Raw genomic sequence first — 17,905 nt, forward strand, 5'->3', positions numbered from 1 at the left:
CTTTTACCTCGCAGTTAAAGTGTATATCCAGCAATATGATTTTATTGTACTAAAAAGCGGACACTAAAGAGATTTCTGAACTTTTTTGAATCAGGTGGTCAGTTATGTATTGTTATATAAATGTATTTTTCTAACATGATTGTGAATACTATTACTTTATCAGAACATTATCATTAGTGTTTCATTCATTTAAGATTTTTCTCCAGACTATTTTTATAAATTTCCCTGAATTATCAGTTATTTCTAGTATTGCTTCCCTATTTTACATTGAATACATTTCATTTTCAGAGTAAAATAATTGAGCATTTATAAAAAGGAGTAAGATAAATATGGCATTACGTACTAGATTTGCACCATCTCCAACTGGATACATGCATATTGGAAACTTAAGAACAGCTTTGTATGCATATTTAGTTGCGAAAAAAGATCCAAATGGTGTGTTTATTCTTCGTATTGAAGATACAGACCAGGGAAGACTTGTTGAAGGCGCTACAGATATTATTTATGACACATTGAAAGCTTGTGGATTAAACCATGATGAAGGACCAGATGTTGGTGGTGACTACGGTTCTTATATTCAGTCTGAAAGAGTTAAGAGCGGTCTCTATTTAAAATACGCAAAAGAATTAATCAAATTAGGCGGCGCTCATTATTGCTTCTGTGATGAAGAAATGATCAATGCACAGCGTGAATTACAGGAAGCACGTGGTGAAAGCTTTAAATATGATGATCCATGTAAGAATCTAAGTATCGAAGAATGTGAAAAGAGAATTGCGAATGGAGAGCCATACGTTATCCGTCAGACAATTCCAGAAACAGGAACAACTTCTTTCGATGACGAAGTATTTGGAAAGATTACTGTTGAAAACGAAACATTAGATGAACAGATCTTAATCAAAAGTGATGGTTTCCCTACATATAACTTTGCGAATGTAATTGATGACCATCTCATGGGTATTACTGATGTTGTTAGAGGTATGGAATATTTATCCTCTTCTCCTAAGTACAACCTCATTTACAATGCATTTGGCTGGGATATTCCTAGATATATTCATTGTCCACCTGTTATGAAGGATGAACATTCCAAGCTTTCTAAGAGAAATGGTGATGCTTCCTTCCAGGATCTTGTAAAGAAAGGCTACCTTCCTGAAGCAATCTTAAACTACATTGCTTTACTAGGATGGTCTCCAAGTGAAGATAGAGAAATCTTTACATTAGATGAACTTGTACAGGCATTTGATGTTAAACATATTGGTACTTCTGGAGCAATCTTTGATCCAGAAAAATTAAAGTGGATGAATGGTGTATGGCTGCGTAATATGGATCTTGATTCTTATTACGCATTAGTAAAGCCATATATTGATGAAGCTGTTAAGGGTGACTTTGATAAGAAGGCAATTGCAAAAGTTGTTCAGCAAAGAGCAGATACACTTGTTGATATCCCACCTATGCTAGACTTCTTTGATACATTCCCAGCATACGAAAATGATCTCTACAACAACAAGAAGATGAAAACAAATCCGGAAGTTGCTTTAATGGCACTCAAGGAATGCCGTACAGCTTTAGAGAATCAGACAGACTGGTCTGAAGAAGCTTTACATGAAACACTTCTTGCATTGCCTAAGAAGCTGGAAGTAAAGAATGGAATCATTCTCTTCCCTCTTCGTTTAGCTATTACTGGCAAGCAGTTCACACCTGGTGGTGCTGTTGAAATTGCCGCAATCCTAGGCAAAGAAGAAACATTAAGAAGACTAGATTCTTCTATTACTCAATTAGAAGCATAAGCCACAGCTACGCTGTGGTTTTTCTTTTTCTTTGTTATATAATAGTTCATGCGAGGTAAAATAATGAAAATCCAAAAGATTACTGATAGAAATCTATTTGATGCTTTTGTAGAAAAGCATCCATATTCCCATTACATGAAAACAAGCATGTGGGGAGAATATAAAAAGAGAACGGATCATTTAGAATATGAAATGCTAGGCTTTTATGAAGGAGATACTTTAATCGGTACAGCAATGGTATTACTTGGCAGCTGGCTGCATCATCCATATGCATATATTCCCTGGGGACCTTGTATTAACTATGACAACCCAAATGAAAGAAATGAAGTTTTTAACCTGTTAAAAAAATATGCTGATGAAAAGAATGTCTTATTTTTAAGAGTTGATCCAAATGTTGTTCGCTGCCCTCATGATATTAAGGGAAATGTTCTAGAAGGTTTCAATAATGAATGTGTTACTGAAGATCTAAAAAAAGATGGCTACACACACAAAGGTTATGGATATGCATACAATGGTTCCTGGACAAACCGCTATACTTTAATTGTTGATTTGTCCTGCGGTAAAGATGAAGTATTCAAGCGTTTTATTCCTCAAAGGCGTAGAGCAATCAACCGTCATAAAACATGGCATGTATCTACTGAAATCGGCAATGAAAATGACATTGATGATTTAATGCGTCTGGAACATCAACTTTGTGAAAACGATGGATTTGCACCACATAACAGACAATTCTTTTTAAATCTCATGGATTGTTTTAAAGAACATTGTGTTCTCTACAAAACAACAATTGATTTAAAAGGCATGATCGATGGCATGAGCGCTGAGCTTGAAACAAAGAAATATAAAAATGATGCAAAAGCAAAAGAAGCCGCATTAAACAATATTGAACGTGCAAAACAGCTGAGAGATAAACATGGCGATACTGCAGTGATTGCCTGTGGTCTATTTATTCGTTTTGCGAATAAAAGCTGGGATCTATATACATACAATGATCACCAGGAATTCAACTTCATCCGTCCAGTTGATAACCTGCATTACTTTGCAATGTGTGATATGTATGACCATGGCGTTACAGATTACGATATGGTTGGCTTTTCTGGAGTCACAACAGAAGATGATCCAGAATATGGTCTATACGTCTATAAGAGCTCATTCGGGCCTGAATACATCGAAAGAATTGGTGAGTTTGACTACGTACGCAACGAGTCAAGAATGAAGCGTTTCCGCTTTGAAAAGCGTGCAATCAACCATGTGAAAAGAAAGTACTGGGCAGTCAGATATAAGAAAAAGTAAGCAGACATTGCTTACTTTTTGTTAAAGATATATCTTAATTTTCTGCGCACTCTACGATACATATGATCTGTTTTAAACCACAGGTCATATTTTTTTTGATCAAATACCGCATCAAATTCCCCCAGAAATTCTAAGAAGTCTCCACCAAAACTCTTCTTAAAGTCTTGTTGACCATAATATTCGTCTTTTGGATCTAATGAACCTGAAATTCCTTCAAAGTCATATGTTTTTGCTCCTTGATTGTATAGATCTTCTATTGCATAGCGATGTAGTGCAAATGCGGCTCTAAAATTCATCAGTGTCTTTTTTGTATACATGTTCACATTCCATACATTAACACCCTGCATAATGATAAACTTTGCACCTAATGCCACCTGTTGATCAACATCTAAACCTTGATCAACAATTTCCTGGATTTCTTTTTTCATCGCATCAATACTTTTTATGATTGGTGCTTTTTTATTTTCATCCTTCATTGTTTTCAGCTTGTTTTCATCTTGTTCAACAATTGCTTCAAGATTGCATTTCGCTGTATGAAAATTTGTTGAAACTACATAATAATGTACATATGGTGCATAACTTTTCCATAGTTTCTGAAAGTAAGCTAGACCATATGGTTCAAAGCCAAGCTTTTTGGCAAGTTCTTCCTGTCCTTCACAAAGAACAGGTAATTCATCTATTGCTGCCTTATGTACATGTACATCTCTCTGTTCATTTTTATTATTGTACTGAGAGCATCTTTTAATGCCTTTTAAGACTTTATTCAAAGGCTGATCCAAGTCTAATCGATATGTATATCGAGACATCCAGTTTCCACTGTAGCCATAGTTATATCCAAGGTGTGTATATCCACATTTCTGGAATAAAGCAGTTACATATTCATGATTAAAACCATTTTCTTTGATCTTTCCATCTTTTTCATGTTCAAGTCTTGTAATATTTGGATCAATACGTAAAAAGAAAGAACCCTTCCTTTTCGCATATTCTTTTAATTCGTTCATAAAAAATTCTAATAGCTCTTTATTTTCATAATCTAGATTAAATCCATACTGGATATAAGAAAATTGAGAAAATGGAAACTTTGTTTTTTTATGAAGCATTAAGGCAGTCGCAATCAAATTTCCTTCATCATCTTCAACACCTAAAAGATCACCATCATAAAATTCAGGCTTTTTAAAATCTATAAAGTAACTCGTTTTTGAATAATGATTTAATGGATGATTGATTGCGAAAGCATTAAATCTATCTTTCTCTACATTTTCAATAAACTTCATATTAACTCCTGCCTCTTATTTTAGCACTGAGTGATTGTACTTTTGGATAGATTTCATCAAACATCTTATACATGAATGGATCTAATACAACATTGAATTCACCAATATACTCTTCCACATTCATGATCCAGTTAGATTTAAACAATGTCAAGCCATCATCCAAAGTTCCTTCAATTCCGCCAAAACTGCAATGTTCAATTCCTAAATCAACGCAACGATCCAGGCACTTTGCATATAGCAGATAGCTAGAATACATTCTTAAATAGTCAGGATTATTCCCCATATAGAATAATTCCATTAAAGATTCATTATAGACTGCTAAAATACCACAGGTAATTACTTCATCCTTGCCTTCTCTTTCATAGTCTTTCTTTAATTTATCATATTCAGATTCATCATTTTTCAATTGCTGCAGCAAAAGATTCTTTTGTTTCTTTTTGATTGTTTCTGATGATAATTGTGTCTGAATATCCTTTATAGATTCTTCTAGCTTCTTTAGCTGTTTTTTGAAGTTTAGTTTTGTGACCATACAGATTGCATGATCTCCATATACATCCATCAGATTTTTAAAGTAATCTTCATTTCTTAATGCAATCTGTTTACGCACTTCTGTATAATGCATTGCTTTTGCAAAGTCATGAATATATTCTTTTCCTTCATAGACTTCAATTCCCTTATGTTCTGCAGCACGGATACATTTTGCAGTCTTATGCTCCAGATGCTCTCTATAATCAGGTGTAACGTCCATTTCTGCATTAAAACGAGGCTGTGTTGCTTCACTGATATTTACTGTAAAACCTTTATGTCTGCAGCCTATAGATTTTAAATAGTCAATAACATCCTGATGATGAAATTCATGTTGTTCATTACGGTCTTTATATGCATATTTGCAAGAAAGAACTGCAGGATCAAAACGTAATACGATCGCATGACGTTTCTTTGCTTCTTTCTTTAAATGTTCAATCATAAACGATACAAGTTCATGATTGTCATAATCCATGACAGGACCACGAGGAATATAGAATAGTGTTTTATGCAGTGGTAGGCAACGAATCAATACCATTGCGGTAGCTACGATTTTATCTTCATTTGTTACAGAAGCATATAAATGCTCCCAGTTATTTTTAACATCTGCCCATGGTGTACACTGGAATAGATTATTCTGATCACTATGGATTACAAATGTATTAAATTGTGATGCATCTGTTGATAGATGAAATTGATAATTCATATTCTTCCTTCTTTCATTTTGTGCGCGAAATATTATAGTACTTTGAAAGAAAACATGATATTAAAATTTTATAAATTATTTACTTTTTTTGAAAGAAGCGCTTTCAGATTCATGTCACTTTCAGAAAATATTACAAATATCTTTCATTTATAATGGATATTTTCATAGTATTTCATCGTACAGTTAGCAAAGTATATACGAAAAGACTGTACTGTTTGATAAAAAAATTACAGTAGTACTCACTGTCTTACTGTAACTTTCTTTTTCCTGTTCTTAATCTTGTACTTTGCTTTAATACCCATGGATAGACTTTATCAAATAGCGTATAAACAACTTGATCTAATACAATATTGAATTCACCAATATATTCTTCTACATCCATGCACCAGCTGGACTTGAATTTTGTTAAACCATCATCCAGTGTTCCTTCAATTCCACCCATCGAAACATACGGGATATTCTTTTCTTCAGCAATATCAAAATACTTTCCATATAATGCATAAATCGTACGCATTCTTAAATATTCTGCGTTGTTGCCAGCGTATACAAATTCCATACGATTCTTATTGAAGATTGCAAGTTTACCAGAAAGAATGATCTCATCCTTTCCTTCTTTCTCATATTCTTCTTTCAATTTGGATAATTCATTGAAAGCATTATCGATTGTCTTTTGAAATTGCTTCTTTTGTTTTTCATATGGTGTTGCTTCTAAATCATGTTGTGCTTTTTGTATTGTTTCATTTAAATAAGCAATCTGTCTTGGAAAATTCAGTTTTGCGACCATAATAATACACTGTTCGCCATAGACATCCGCCATTCTTTTAAAGTATTCTTCATTTCTTAAAGCTACGCCTTTTCTTTGTTCTGTATATTTCATTGCCTGTGCAAATTCATGGATATACTGATGTCCTTCATAAAATTGAGCACCTTTCTTTTCAGAAGTCGCAATCGATTGACGTACTTTCTTATCAATACGTTTCATGTAATCCTGTGGTGTCATAGAAGCATTAAAACGTGGCTGTGTTGTTTCTTCAATGTTAATTGTATATCCAGAATGTTGTGCATGATGTTGTTTTAACAAGGCTATAACATCTTCATTTTCTAATGGATGATCTTGATCTTTTTCTTTATATGGATATTTTCTTGAAAAAACATTTGGATCAAAACGCAATGCAATCGCATGATGCTGCTTTGCAAGTGAAACAAGATGGTCCAGAAAAAAAGAAACAAGCTCTGGATTGTGATAATCCATAACCGGTCCACGTGGAATATAAAATAAACATTTACCAAATGGCATTTTTCTTTTCAGCACTAAAGCTGTAGCAACAATTTTATCTCCTTCTAAGCATGAAGTAAAAAAATGATCCCAGTTATTTTTTACTTCTGCCCATTTAGAACATTGATATAAGCTGTTTTGTTCATGATTTTCTACAAAATCGTCCATGAGCAATGGATCTGTATCTAGATGAAATGTATAAGTCATAGAATTTTCCTCGTAATAGAAATTATAACAAAAAAATGGTATTTCTACCATTTCAAAAGTGATGCGTACGGGATTCGAACCCGTGAATGTTGCCTTGAGAGGGCAATGTGTTAAGCCGCTTCACCAACGCACCATAGATTAGAATGAGGTTCCCCTCATTCTAGTAAATTACTTTTCTAACTGAGCCTTAGCAGCGTCAACAAGATCCTTGAATCCCTTTTCATCATGAATAGCGATTTCAGAAAGCATCTTACGGTTAACGTTGATGTTAGCAAGCTTTAAACCATGCATGAACTTGGAGTATGATAAATCATACTGTCTAACTGCTGCGTTGATACGAGCAATCCAAAGTTTACGCATTTCTCTCTTAGTCTGTTTTCTTCCAATGTAGGAATAACGTAGAGAACGCATTACCTGTTCATTGGCTGTTCTGTATAAAAGATGTTTTGATCCAAAATAACCCTTAGCGAGTTTCAAAACCTTCTTACGTCTGTTACGTGTAGGTGTACTTCCTTTAACTCTCATCTCTTCTTAGCCTCCTATTAACCCTGTAAAAGCTGCTTGTCGCGCTTTAAATCTGTGCTGTGAGCAGTAGTAGACTTAGCAAGATGCATCTTCTGCTTGTGAGTCTTATTTGCTGCGAAATGTGATACGTAGTTGTGCTGTACCTTTAACTTTCCTGTTCCTGTTAACTTAGAACGTTTTGCGAAAGTCTTTTTTGTCTTCATTTTAATCTTCTTTGGCTTTCTAGCTTTTGCTTTCATAACAATCTCCTTTTATTTTCCTTTCTTAGGTGAGAATGTAACAGACATAGTATTCCCTTCCAACATTGGTGGTTTTGTTACATCTGCAACATCCGAGACTTGCTCAGTGAACTTATCCAATACCTGTTTACCAACTTCCTGACGAGTGATCATACGTCCTCTAAAACGCATGTCAATCTTTACCTTCTGTCCATCGCTCAACCATTCCTTTGCACGTTTAACCTTTGTATCAAAGTCATGCTGATCGATTACTGGTGATACACGTAAGGATTTCATTTCTGCAGTCTGTTGATTCTTCTTAGCTTCTCGTTCTTTCTTCTGCTGTTCAAAACGATAGCGTCCATAATCAATGATCTTACATACTGGTGGTTGTGCATTAGGTGCAACGCACAACAAATCGAGATCTTCGTCATATGCTTTCTGTAATGCATCACGACGTGACATGACACCTAGCTGAGTTCCATCAGATCCAATGACGAGCACTTCTCTGTCACGGATAGCCTCATTTACAATATCTGTAGGCTCTTTGTGTCTGTTTTTGTTAAATTTAACCTTTCCCAAGCAAACCTCCTGTCATAATATTAAAAAGCAGATACTAAAGCCGCACCTGCCTAAAAGTTCTATACGATCTTATCGGCCACTTACCCAGGTTTTATAAACATCAGGTGAGAAGTATGTGCTTCTTCTTTCCGTTTTTTAAATTACTTAAATATTAAACTATAAGTATTAAAATATGTCAATACTAAATTTCAAAATCCACGACATTTACAGTGACATCTGCCGCTTTAAATCCTGTCATAAATTCAATATTTTCATAAATCTTGTTTTGTACAAGTTCGCATGTTGCTTTTACATTTGCACCATACTTCAGCTTAATAAAAGCTGTAATATGAAGCTTGTTTTCTTCAATCTTTACAGATAATGGTTTTGTAAATGTTGTTTCTGGAATTCTCACTGCATTTTCAATATCATTGATGCTGATTTCCGCAATGCTCTTAAATACTGCCTTGTTCATTGCAACAACACCCATTTCATCTGTTTCATTTAATACTACATAATCTTGTGCCATATGATTACCTCTTCTTTGTTATTATACATGATTTCAATGAAAGATTGTATAAATATCGTGATATAGAGATGAACGGATGGATGCTTCCTGTTTCATCAATTCATCATAAGAATCATACAATAAATCCAATGCATTTACTTTTTTGCGGAAGCGAAGCATACATTCATACATCATATCTTCATGAACAATTTCAATTGTATTTGCATCAATGAGTGCATTCGCTAATGTTTCTTCCAGCATATCACGTACTTTATCGCCTTCTTCTACGCTCATTTTCATAAACGAATCCGCGAACCATCCAGGCTGGATGATTAAAATACGTATGACATCGATAAAATCCATGAAATCTTCTTCATTATTTCCTGGTCGGATAATAAATAACATGCAGAAGAAAATATGCCACAGGAAATTGTGATTCATTTCATTGATCCAGTAATCAGACATTTTACGAATAAATGGATCTTCTGGTATGAATGTTCGTTTGATTTCAATTTTCTGTTTGAAATCAATTTCTGAATCATTCAGGTAATTCAACAATTCCATGTAATCAATCATTGTCACTTGATTGTGTTCGCCATTCACAAAGTCTCTTACATAAATATACTGTGCAAGAATTGCAGAACACTTCTTAAAGTCTGTCGCAAATCCCAAGGAATCTTTCATCTTTCGATTCACAAGTTCATTGATGCTTCTAGCAACAAATGTCTTGAATCCTTTTTCATCCATTCCAATCTGTGCCTGATGAGACTGGTTAGAGATTTCTTTATACATGATTTCTAACTGTCGATCTACAACATCTAGATTATCTCGAATTGCACCAAGCATTTCCTTGTTGAATTGATCATACATGACAAAGTCAGGATTTTTATAGACAACTTCATGTTCAATGTTGCTCCAGAAGTTATGAACAAGTGACTTGATCTGCAGTTCATAATTGATTTTTTCCTCATTGAACAGATAATAGCCATCTAAACGATAAATCGTGAATCCATTTCTTTGCAGCTGCGGCTGCGGCTGAGAAAGATCCAAAAATAGATTTTCATTTGCCTTGCATACCGCATAACCTGTTTTCTGTCTTTCAAAATAAGAAAACAAGGAACGATACAATTCATGTTCATTGCGAATAAAACGACATTCGACCGTAATTCCAACAAGATCATGCAGGTTATCAATTGCTTCCTGTGGAGTTTTATAATCCAGATAGAAATGATTTCGTATCATTTTTTCCTTCAGGCTGTCTTTACTTTTAATACGAGTATGTAAATGAATCACTGCAGTATTTTCTGAAGGATACAATTGAGAAAATGTTTCAAGAATTCTTCCCTGTGCATATACATAGGAAGGATTCTTTCTTTCAAAATAAGAAAGTGTATCTTCGATAAAATCAAATAATTCTAAGTTCATATATACCTATCTTGTACGAAAAGCTTTTGGATATTTGTTTTTCAATGCATGTCCATCACTTTTTGCACCACCCACTACAAAACCATGATAGCACATCGCAACCCAGCCTTTCTGAACATTTGCTGAAATCTGTTCACCATGCATATACCTTTTCACTTCTTCATCACTCATTTCATAAGTGTTTTTAAATTTAGAATATGAAGACATAAAGAAATGATGAGAGAATTCAAATCTTCCCTTGAGCATTTCTCCAATATATACCTGATTTCTTAATAAATGTAATTTTCCTGTATCAATAAAAGGATATGTTCCACCATAAAGTCTGTTATTCTTAAAATACAGATATGGATACACTTCTTCTATTGTATCTTTAAGTAAAGACAGTATTTCCTTTGGAATTAAATCTGATTTTAGCTGTTTGATAGAACACGGTGCAGTGACAGAACACTTTTTCATTTTTGCGATAAAGTGTCCTTCACCATGATCCATCGGATAGATGCGAATGGCTTTTTGAATGTCATGTTCTTCACACAAAGCGCGTCTTCCAAAATTTACATTTGTATCCATCATCTGCATATCTGGATGACGTTCTAAAAACTGTTTGATCTGATATTCATTTTCCTTCAAATTCAAAGTACATGTTGAATACAGAAGAATACCATCTGCTTTCAAACACGTATATACACTTTCTAAAACTTCTTTCTGAACAGAAGCACAATGTTCTACAAGCTGTGGTGTCCATTGATCCACAGCTTCTGTATTTTTGCGCATCATTCCTTCTCCACTGCATGGAGCATCACATAAAACCATATCAAAGAAGCCAGGAAACTGTTTTGCAAGCTGCAGTGGATCATTGCTTACAACAATACAATTGCTGGCACCATTTCTTTCAACATTTTCCAGTAAGATATGACTGCGTTTCTTGTCAATTTCATTTGAAACAAGCAATCCTTGATTTTCTAATAGTTCAAGAATTTCTGTTGTCTTTGAACCTGGTGCAGCACACATATCCAGTATCACTGCGCCACCCTTTGGATCCATGACAGTCACAGCACTCGATGCACTTGCTTCCTGCATGTAAAAAGCACCAGAAGCATATTCTGGCATAGAACCATATTTTTTGTCATCCGTATAGTATCCATATTTTGCATATGGACTTTTTGTATGAGAAACATCCACTTTCTCAAAGAAATCTTTTTCGTTTGTTTTTAAAGGATTGATACGAAATCCTCTTGTTGGAGGATTCGACAAGCTTTCTAAATATGCCGGATACTCATCTTTGAGGATCTGCTGCATTTGAAGTAAAAACTGTTCATTCATATTCTTTTAGTATCTTTTTTGTATTCAAAATATCCTGTTCAAGCTGCATGATTAGATTTCCTTTGGAATTAAATCTTTTTTCATCACGAATAAAGCGGACAAACTCTACACCGACGTATCTTCCATAGAGTTCTTGATTGAAATCTAAAATGTGTGCTTCTAAAGACATATCATTTCTATAATTGAATGTTGGATTATGTCCAAGATTGATCATTGCTTCATAACGCTTGTTATCAAATACGACATATCCTGCATATACACCACTTTTTGGAAGAAGGTATTCTGAATCATATTGCACATTCGCTGTTGGAAAACCAATGGCATGTCCCTGATGTCTTCCATGTACAACGATTCCACTGATACGGAAACGATAGCCAAGCATTGCATTTGCTTCTTCAACATTTCCACTTTCAATACATTGAGAAATACGTGTTGATGAAATCTTTCCCATTTCATCTTCAATGGCTTCTACAACATCTACTTCAATACCTTCTGTCTGTTTTAATGTATCTGCACTGCCTTTTCCCATTGCACCATAATGAAAATCAAACCCGCAAACAATTCCCTTCAATGAAATTTTAGATAAAATTTCATTAACAAAGTCTTCTGGAGACAATTGAGAAAATTCTGATGTAAACTGCAGAATAATAATATTCTGAATGCCATATTCTACTGCACGATTAATTCTTTCACGCATTGTAGTAATGTGCTTAACATCTTTAATATGCTTGATAGTTACCCATGGATCTGGATCAAATGTAATCAATGCAGATTCACAATGTAGTCTTTTAGACATTTCAATCGTATGGCGAATCAATTGCTGATGTCCTTTATGCATACCATCAAAATATCCAATACATGCACACATTGGATTTGTATATACTCTTTTTGTATCAATTCCCATCTTAATAATACGCATTAAAACAAACCTCTCACGCTATGATAAAGCCCATCATCTTTCTTTTCATATGCTGCCAGTATTTCACAGCCATGTACTAGAATAACACGTTTTTCACCTGTGTTAAGTTTTATCTTCTTTCCATTCTTGACATCTTCAACTCTATCACACTCTAAGACTGGCCAGGAAGGATCAAATACCTTGAATGGATCAATTCCACTGTTTTCATTCACATCTTCTATTTCTATGGCATCTTCTAATGTAAGATGTTCAATACCGCATCGATTTAAAGAAGTCATATAGCCTAGTTCACCCATTGCTTTACAATAGTCTTCAATGAGTGTTCGAATATATGTTCCACTGGATACAACTGCATCCATCGCATATAGATTTTCATCTAGTTTCTTTACAGAAAGAGAAGATATTTCTACTTCTCTTGCTTTTCTTTCTACTTCAATGCCTTGTCTAGCATATTCATAAAGTTTCTTTCCATCTTTTTTTAAAGCACTGTACATTGGTGGAACCTGCTGGATAACTCCTGTAAAACAATGACATATTGCATCTAATTCTTCCTGTGTATGCATAGATGGTGCCTTTTCTTCTACAGCTTCACCCCATACATCTTGTGTATCATATCTTTTCCCTAATGCAAATGTTGCCTGATAATGTTTATGATTGCTGACGCAATATGGTAAATACTTTGTACATTTTCCTAATGCAATGATCATAAATCCTTCTGCATTTGGATCTAATGTTCCTGAATGTCCTGCTTTTCTTTCATTGACACGTCTTTTTACCTGTGAAACACAAGTAAAAGAAGTCATACCTTTTGGTTTTTTTACTAAAATAATTCCGTCCATAACAAAAATTATAACAAAATATTGTTGATTTGTTCGATTTATGTAGTATACTTTGGTCATTAAATGAAATCGCATATAGAGGTAGCGGTGCAGATGAGTAGCATGAGGAGCTGGCAGGCGTTGAATCATGCGAAAGGCAATCATCGCCGAACGTCAGTCATTGGCAAATGATTCGCGTGGGGATATAGAAAATATCTATATCACTCCTTCATACAAGAAGTGGCGCTATTAGATACGTACATAGAAGTTAGAAACCGTATGTAATATCGCATACGGTTTTATTTAATTTCTAGGAGGAAAATATTATGAACACAATCAGAAAGAGTTTAACAGTACTTGCATGCGCAGCTTTATTAACAGGATGTGCATCTAACCCTTCCACTTCTACAGCAGCTTCTTCATCAAACAGCAGCGATACACTTAGAGTTGGTATGGAATGTAACTATGCGCCATTCAACTGGTCCACAACAAAGGAAGGCGAATACACACAGCCAATCTCATCTGCCGACTATTGTGATGGATATGACGTCGTTGTTGCAAAGAATTTAGCTGACAAGATTGGAAAGAAAGTAGAAATCGTTAAGCTTGACTGGGATAACCTGATTCTGTCATTAAATAACAATCAGATTGATGCAGTCATTGCTGGTATGACAGCTACAGATGAACGTAAGCAGCAGGTCAACTTCACAGATCCATACTATGTATCTGAAGAAGTACTCATTGTTAAAAAGGATTCTCAATATACAAGTGCAACAGGCCTTGAAGATTTCAAGGGTGCTACAGTACAAGGTCAGATGAATACAATCTATGATGAAGTTATTGATCAGATTCCTGGTGTAAATCATATGCCAGCTGCAGAAACATTCCCAGCAGCAATTCAGGCTTTGCAGGCTGGATCTGTGGATGCAGTTACAAGTGAACTTCCAGTTGCTAATGGTGTTATTTCCGCAAATCCTGATTTAGCAGTCGTTAGATTTGCTGAGGGCAAGGGTTTTAAAGCTGATACTTCTGTATCTATTGCAGTACGTAAGAATGATGATGAATTATTAAATGCTTTACAGGATGCGTTAAAGACAATTGATACAGATACAAGAAACACATGGATGGAAGAAGCTGTCAATCGTCAGCCTGCTAGCGAGGAATAATCATTCATGAATATAAACGCAATTATTCAAATACTCACAAAATATGCACCTAGCTTATTACTAGGTGTTAGGACAACAATGATCATTGCCTTGATTGGTACGGGGTGTGGGTTTATTCTTGGTTTAGTTGTAGGTGGTATCAAAGCAATTCGCTTAGATCTCACCTCTTCTAAAGCTTCTAGAATTTTCAAAAAGATCATCGATTTTATTATCACTGTTTATATCACAATTTTCCGTGGTACACCAATGATGGTACAGGCAGTATTTATCTACTATGCATTGTTAGATGTCATTCACTGGAATAACTTCACTGCTGCCTGCTTTGTTATCACAGTCAATACTGGCGCATATATGGCAGAAATCATTCGTTCAGGAATTCAGGCAGTAGATATCGGTCAGACAGAAGCAGCACGCAGCTTAGGCATGTCAAACGCACAGACAATGTTCTCTGTTGTATTGCCACAGGCAATTAAGAATGCTTTCCCAGCAATTGGCAACGAATTGATTGTTAATATCAAGGACTCTTCTGTATTAATGATCATCTCTATTACAGAATTGATGTTCCAGTCTAAATCTATTGCTGGATCAACATTCCAGTTCACAACTGTATACTTCATAGAAGCAATGATGTATCTGATCTTAACAAGTGTTTGTGCTTTGATTCTGAACCTTATCGAAAAGAAGCTCAACAATGATACAACAGTTTCACTTCCAATGAGTTCTACAGAACCAAGAAGTATTTCATACATTGAAGTAAAAGAACAGAAAGGAGCAAACAGCGATTATGTCTCTCGTTGAAATTCATAACATTCATAAAAGCTTTGGATCTCTTGAAGTTCTCAAAGGTGTTGACTTTAATGTCAATGAAGGTGAAGTTGTATGTCTGATTGGACGAAGCGGTTCTGGTAAATCCACCCTTCTTAGATGCATCAATCTTCTGGAAAAGCCAGATGATGGAATTATTAAAGTATTTGATGAAGATATTCTTCACACAAAAGATATCAATGCATACCGTGCTAAAGTTGGCATGTGTTTCCAGCAGTTCAATTTATTCAACAATAAAAATGTAATTGAAAACTGTATTCTTCCACAGATGAAAGTATTAAAGATTTCTAGAGAAGAAGCAAAAGAAAAAGCAATGATGTACCTCAAAAAAGTAGGTATGGATGCATTTGCGAACGCTTCTGTTTCTAAAATTTCTGGTGGTCAGAAGCAAAGAGTTGCGATTGCGCGAGCATTATGCATGAATCCGAAACTTATGTTGTTCGATGAACCTACTTCTGCATTAGATCCAGAAATGGTTGGAGAAGTATTAAATGTCATGAAAGATCTTGCAAAAGAAGGTCTTACTATGATTATTGTTACGCATGAAATGAGTTTTGCGAAAGATGTTTCTGATCGCGTTGTATTTATGGATCAAGGTGTTATTGAAGAACAAGGTACACCAGATGCTTTATTCAATCATCCAGTAAGTGAAAGAACAAAAGAATTCTTAAAAGCATTCACAAACAAACAATAAGAAATAAAGCTATACCAGTAACATACTGATATAGCTCTTTTTTTATCCATTGAATTTTAAATCATCTACAGAATCTAGCTTTTCATCTAGATATTCCATAATTTCTTTGATTGTTCCCTCTTCAAATGGAACTTTAATGTTTGCTTCCTTGCATAGATTTGTAAAAGATTTTGTGCCGCCTAGCTTTAATAAGTGTAGATAATCCTTCCAGTAGTTTTCATCATTTTTATCTTTGCGGATGAAAAACTGCTGCGCACATACCTGTGCCAATGTGTAGTCAATGTAATAGAAAGGTGACTGGAAAATATGATTCTGCTGATACCACCAGCAGCCTCTTTCTAAAATATCGCAGCCTGTATATTTTTTGAATGGTACATACATCTTTTCCAGTTTTCTCCAGCATTGTTTTCTTTCTTCAATAGACCAGTCTGGATGTGTATATACTTCTTCCTGGTAATGGTCCACTAATACACCATATGGAAGGAATGTAATTGTATGAGAAAGATGATCATATTTATACTTTTCTGCATTTTCATGGAAAAACAGTTCCATCCAAGGATACGCAAAGAATTCCATACTCATAGAATCAATTTCTGCACTTTCCATTGTTGGACAGCAGACATCAGGAATTTCAATATCTGTTGCCATGTATGTCTGGAATGCATGCCCTGCTTCATGTGTTAATACGTCAACATCTCCACTAGTACCATTGAAATTAGAGAAGATAAAAGGAACATGATATTCAGGAATTTCAGTTTCATATCCACCCATTTCTTTATTCTTGCGAGATTCAAGATCCCACAAGTCATTATCATTCATAACATCGATGAACTTGCCAGTCTCTTCACTCATTTCGTGGTACATCTTTACTGCAGAAGCAACAAGTGCATCTTTACTTCCTGCTGGTTTTGGATTTCCATTCTTAAAATGCAAATCAAAATCATAGTATTCAACTTCATCCAGTCCTAAACGAACTCTCTGCTTTTCGATAATCTTGCTTGCTAAAGGTGTGCAGTAATCTAAAACCTGTTTACGATACCCTGCTACCATTTTTCTATCATAATCTAGACGGTTCATACGATAGTAGGCAAGTTCTACATAATCATTAAAACCAAGCTTCTTCGCCATTTTCGTACGAACTTTCACCATATCATCATAGATACGATCAAATTCTGCTTCATGCTCTGCATAAAACTTCATTTTAGCATCATATGCATTCTTTCTACGGTTTCTATCAAGATCTTGAGATACTGCCGCAATTTCAGATAAATTATAGATTTTATCTTCAAATGGAATCTGTGCTGATGCTTTGAGTTTTCCATATTCTGTACAGAGTTTATTTTCTTCAATCATTTCTGGAATCATTGATTCATCAAATGCTTTCAGCTTACATTCCCCCAGCTGGAAAAATGTTTCTGGAATTTCTTTCTTCAATTCTTCTTTAAATGGAGCATTGATACATGCTTTCATCATTCTTGTATCAATACTGTCATACTTTGGGGTTGTTTCATCCCAATAGTTGTTTTCAGCATCATAGAATGCATCTGCAGTATTAATTGAATGACGCACCTGACACAAGATAATCATTGTCTGTAAATGAATTCTTTCTTTGTTTAATGCAAAGAATGTTTTTAAAAATGCTTCTGCATTTTCTGCCTGTTCTAACTGATCAACATACGCATTCATTTTCTGACTCATGGATACAAAATCAGGACGTTCATATTTCATCTCATCAAATTTCATACTATATCACCTCCCTAATAAGTCAAATGTTTTTTAGCTTAAATAAGCTATTTTTTAAATACTTATTTTGATATAAGCCAATAGGTTATGGATATTTCATGCATCGATGTGCTGAATT

General features: G+C 34.8%; 17 protein-coding genes, 1 tRNA gene and 1 riboswitch. Of the genes, 5 read left to right on the plus strand and 13 right to left on the minus strand.

All coding sequences use genetic code 11. The annotated features are described in order from the left end of the window. The first annotated feature begins 329 nt into the window (after positions 1–329). Together gltX and ACTND6_RS08575 are read left to right on the plus strand one after the other, a co-directional pair. Entirely contained in the window at positions 330–1,784 is a 1,455-nt protein-coding gene (gene gltX / locus ACTND6_RS08570) for a glutamate--tRNA ligase (RefSeq protein WP_441023661.1), read from the plus strand. Positions 1,785–1,847: 63 nt separating this feature from the next. Next, positions 1,848–3,077 (plus strand): peptidoglycan bridge formation glycyltransferase FemA/FemB family protein, encoded by a 1,230-nt coding sequence (locus ACTND6_RS08575; protein WP_320104369.1) that lies wholly within the window; start codon positions 1,848–1,850, stop codon positions 3,075–3,077. A gap of 11 nt (positions 3,078–3,088) precedes the next feature. Here the strand turns inward: ACTND6_RS08575 and ACTND6_RS08580 are convergent, their stop codons facing one another. From ACTND6_RS08580 to truB, 12 genes are all read right to left on the minus strand, one after another. Continuing rightward, positions 3,089–4,351 (minus strand): lipid II:glycine glycyltransferase FemX, encoded by a 1,263-nt coding sequence (locus ACTND6_RS08580; RefSeq protein ID WP_441023662.1) that lies wholly within the window; start codon positions 4,349–4,351, stop codon positions 3,089–3,091. 1 nt (position 4,352) lies between these two features. Next, entirely contained in the window at positions 4,353–5,582 is a 1,230-nt protein-coding gene (locus tag ACTND6_RS08585; protein ID WP_178175365.1) for a peptidoglycan bridge formation glycyltransferase FemA/FemB family protein, read from the minus strand. Between the two features lie 247 nt (positions 5,583–5,829). Continuing rightward, positions 5,830–7,065, minus strand: coding sequence for a peptidoglycan bridge formation glycyltransferase FemA/FemB family protein (locus tag ACTND6_RS08590; RefSeq protein ID WP_441023663.1), 1,236 nt, complete (start codon positions 7,063–7,065; stop codon positions 5,830–5,832). 59 nt (positions 7,066–7,124) lie between these two features. Beyond that, a tRNA-Glu gene (locus tag ACTND6_RS08595) sits at positions 7,125–7,198 on the minus strand. Between the two features lie 35 nt (positions 7,199–7,233). Continuing rightward, positions 7,234–7,590, minus strand: coding sequence for a 50S ribosomal protein L20 (gene rplT / locus ACTND6_RS08600; protein ID WP_178175367.1), 357 nt, complete (start codon positions 7,588–7,590; stop codon positions 7,234–7,236). A 17-nt stretch (positions 7,591–7,607) separates the two neighbouring features. Continuing rightward, positions 7,608–7,829 (minus strand): 50S ribosomal protein L35, encoded by a 222-nt coding sequence (gene rpmI / locus ACTND6_RS08605; protein ID WP_178175368.1) that lies wholly within the window; start codon positions 7,827–7,829, stop codon positions 7,608–7,610. Positions 7,830–7,841: 12 nt separating this feature from the next. Then, entirely contained in the window at positions 7,842–8,390 is a 549-nt protein-coding gene (gene infC / locus ACTND6_RS08610) for a translation initiation factor IF-3 (protein WP_178175369.1), read from the minus strand. A gap of 181 nt (positions 8,391–8,571) precedes the next feature. Further along, on the minus strand, positions 8,572–8,898 hold the full coding sequence (locus tag ACTND6_RS08615; RefSeq protein ID WP_178175370.1) for an Asp23/Gls24 family envelope stress response protein: 327 nt from the start codon (positions 8,896–8,898) through the stop codon (positions 8,572–8,574). Positions 8,899–8,931: 33 nt separating this feature from the next. Continuing rightward, positions 8,932–10,302, minus strand: coding sequence for a hypothetical protein (locus tag ACTND6_RS08620; protein WP_441023664.1), 1,371 nt, complete (start codon positions 10,300–10,302; stop codon positions 8,932–8,934). A 6-nt stretch (positions 10,303–10,308) separates the two neighbouring features. Next, complete coding sequence (locus tag ACTND6_RS08625; RefSeq protein WP_441023665.1) at positions 10,309–11,622, minus strand: NOL1/NOP2/sun family putative RNA methylase; 1,314 nt, start codon at positions 11,620–11,622, stop codon at positions 10,309–10,311. Continuing rightward, positions 11,615–12,541 (minus strand): bifunctional riboflavin kinase/FAD synthetase, encoded by a 927-nt coding sequence (locus tag ACTND6_RS08630; RefSeq protein WP_441023666.1) that lies wholly within the window; start codon positions 12,539–12,541, stop codon positions 11,615–11,617. Before ACTND6_RS08630 ends, ACTND6_RS08625 begins: the two co-directional genes overlap by 8 nt. Continuing rightward, positions 12,541–13,380 carry a tRNA pseudouridine(55) synthase TruB gene (truB, locus tag ACTND6_RS08635; RefSeq protein WP_441023667.1) on the minus strand — a complete coding sequence of 280 codons (840 nt, stop codon included), beginning with the start codon at positions 13,378–13,380 and terminating at the stop codon, positions 12,541–12,543. The genes ACTND6_RS08630 and truB overlap by 1 nt, the downstream gene beginning before the upstream one ends. Positions 13,381–13,448: 68 nt before the next feature. Then, a riboswitch (Lysine riboswitch) is annotated at positions 13,449–13,616 on the plus strand. Positions 13,617–13,685: 69 nt separating this feature from the next. Here truB and ACTND6_RS08640 point away from each other — a divergent pair. Genes ACTND6_RS08640 through ACTND6_RS08650 form a run of 3 tightly spaced genes read left to right on the plus strand, consistent with a single transcriptional unit; the run spans position 13,686 to position 16,044 of the window. Further along, positions 13,686–14,525 (plus strand): transporter substrate-binding domain-containing protein, encoded by an 840-nt coding sequence (locus ACTND6_RS08640; RefSeq protein WP_441023668.1) that lies wholly within the window; start codon positions 13,686–13,688, stop codon positions 14,523–14,525. A gap of 6 nt (positions 14,526–14,531) precedes the next feature. Further along, positions 14,532–15,323, plus strand: coding sequence for an ABC transporter permease subunit (locus tag ACTND6_RS08645; RefSeq protein ID WP_178175375.1), 792 nt, complete (start codon positions 14,532–14,534; stop codon positions 15,321–15,323). Beyond that, complete coding sequence (locus tag ACTND6_RS08650) at positions 15,310–16,044, plus strand: ATP-binding cassette domain-containing protein (protein WP_178175376.1); 735 nt, start codon at positions 15,310–15,312, stop codon at positions 16,042–16,044. The genes ACTND6_RS08645 and ACTND6_RS08650 overlap by 14 nt, the downstream gene beginning before the upstream one ends. A gap of 42 nt (positions 16,045–16,086) precedes the next feature. On the opposite strand, the gene ACTND6_RS08655 is transcribed toward ACTND6_RS08650, so the two are convergent. Then, the gene (locus tag ACTND6_RS08655) at positions 16,087–17,787 is read right to left on the minus strand and encodes a M3 family oligoendopeptidase (protein ID WP_441023669.1); all 1,701 of its coding nucleotides are present in this window, start codon (positions 17,785–17,787) and stop codon (positions 16,087–16,089) included. Between the last annotated feature and the right edge of the window lie 118 nt (positions 17,788–17,905).

Origin of the sequence: Bulleidia sp. HCP3S3_C9, from assembly GCF_052064035.1 — a bacterium.
Taxonomy (GTDB): Bacteria; Bacillota_I; Bacilli_A; order Erysipelotrichales; family Erysipelotrichaceae; genus Bulleidia.